The 1,543-nt window shown below is 63.4% G+C and carries 1 protein-coding gene; it reads left to right on the forward strand.

Features of this window, described 5'->3' with window-relative positions; translation table 11 throughout:
• Positions 1-1,543: DNA polymerase III subunit alpha (gene dnaE / locus H4281_RS45020; RefSeq protein ID WP_182896955.1), on the forward strand; the 1,543-nt coding region annotated here is incomplete at both ends.

A 1,543-nucleotide genomic window follows, 5' to 3' on the forward strand; every position in this document is an offset into this window, starting at 1 on the left:
AGCCACCTGGCTGCACCATGAAGTGATGTCCGGGCTTGCGCACCGGCTGCCGGACGGAGTGCCCGGCGAATACCGGGAGCGCGCCGAATACGAGCTCGAAGTCATCGTGGAGAAAGGTTTTCCCGGGTACTTCCTCATCACGGCCGACCTGATGACGCATGCCCGCGAGGCGGGAATCCGCGTGGGTCCGGGACGCGGGTCGGCGGCGGGATCGCTGGTCGCGTACGCGCTCCGCATCACCAATCTCGACCCGATCCGGCACGGTCTGCTGTTCGAACGGTTCCTGAACCCGGAACGGGTGTCGATGCCCGATATCGACATGGACTTCGACGACCGTCGGCGTGGCGAGATGATCCGGTACGCCACCGAGAAATACGGGTCCGATCGGATCGCGCAGGTGATCACCTTCGGCACCATCAAGACGAAAGCGGCGATCAAGGATTCCGCGAGAGTCCACTTCGGACAACCCGGCTATTCGATCGCGGACCGGATCTCCAAAGCCTTGCCGCCGCCGGTGGCCGCCAAGGACATTCCGCTGTCGGGGATCGTGGACGCCAAGCACGAGCGTTACGCGGAAGCAGCCGAGGTTCGCACGCTGGTCGAGACCGACGAAGAGTGCAAGACGATCTTCGACACCGCCCGCGGCCTGGAGGGGCTGATCCGCAACGCCGGTGTGCATGCCTGCGCGGTCATCATGTCCAGCGAACCGTTGATGAACGCGATTCCGTTGTGGCGCAGGGACGACGGCTCGATCATCACCGGCTGGGACTATCCCTCCTGCGAGGCCATCGGCCTGCTGAAAATGGACTTCCTCGGCCTGCGCAACCTCACCGTCATCGGCGACGCTATCGACAACATCAAGGCCAACCGCGGCGAAGACATCGACCTCGACCGGCTGGCCACCGACGATCCCGAGACCTTCGCCCTGCTGGTCCGCGGGGACAGTCTCGGAGTGTTCCAGTTGGACGGTGGCGCGATGCGAGATCTGTTGCGCCGCATGCGTCCCACCGGGTTCGAGGACATCGTGGCCGTCAACGCGCTCTACCGGCCTGGTCCGATGGCGATGAACACGCACAACAACTACGCCGACCGCAAGAACAAGCGGCAAGCCATCGAACCGATCCATCCGGAACTCGAGGAACCGTTGCGCGAGATCCTCGCCGAAACGCACGGTCTGGTGGTGTATCAGGAACAGATCATGCAGATCGCGCAGAAGGTCGCCGGGTACTCGATGGGCCGCGCGGACGTCTTGCGGCGCGCGATGGGAAAGAAGAAAAAGGAAGTCCTGGAGAAGGAATTCGAGGGCTTCCGTTCCGGAATGATCGACAACGGGTTCTCCGGCGAGGCCGTGCAGGCGTTGTGGGACACCATCCTGCCTTTCGCGGGCTATGCCTTCAACAAGTCGCACGCCGCCGGGTACGCGCTGGTCGGCTACTGGACCGCGTATCTGAAGGCGAACTACACCGCGGAGTACATGGCCGCGCTGCTCACGTCGGTGGGTGACAACAAGGACAAGTCCGCGATTTATCTGTCGGAGTGCCGG

The sequence above is a fragment of the Amycolatopsis dendrobii genome, from assembly GCF_014145675.1.
Classification (GTDB): domain Bacteria; phylum Actinomycetota; class Actinomycetes; order Mycobacteriales; family Pseudonocardiaceae; genus Amycolatopsis; species Amycolatopsis dendrobii.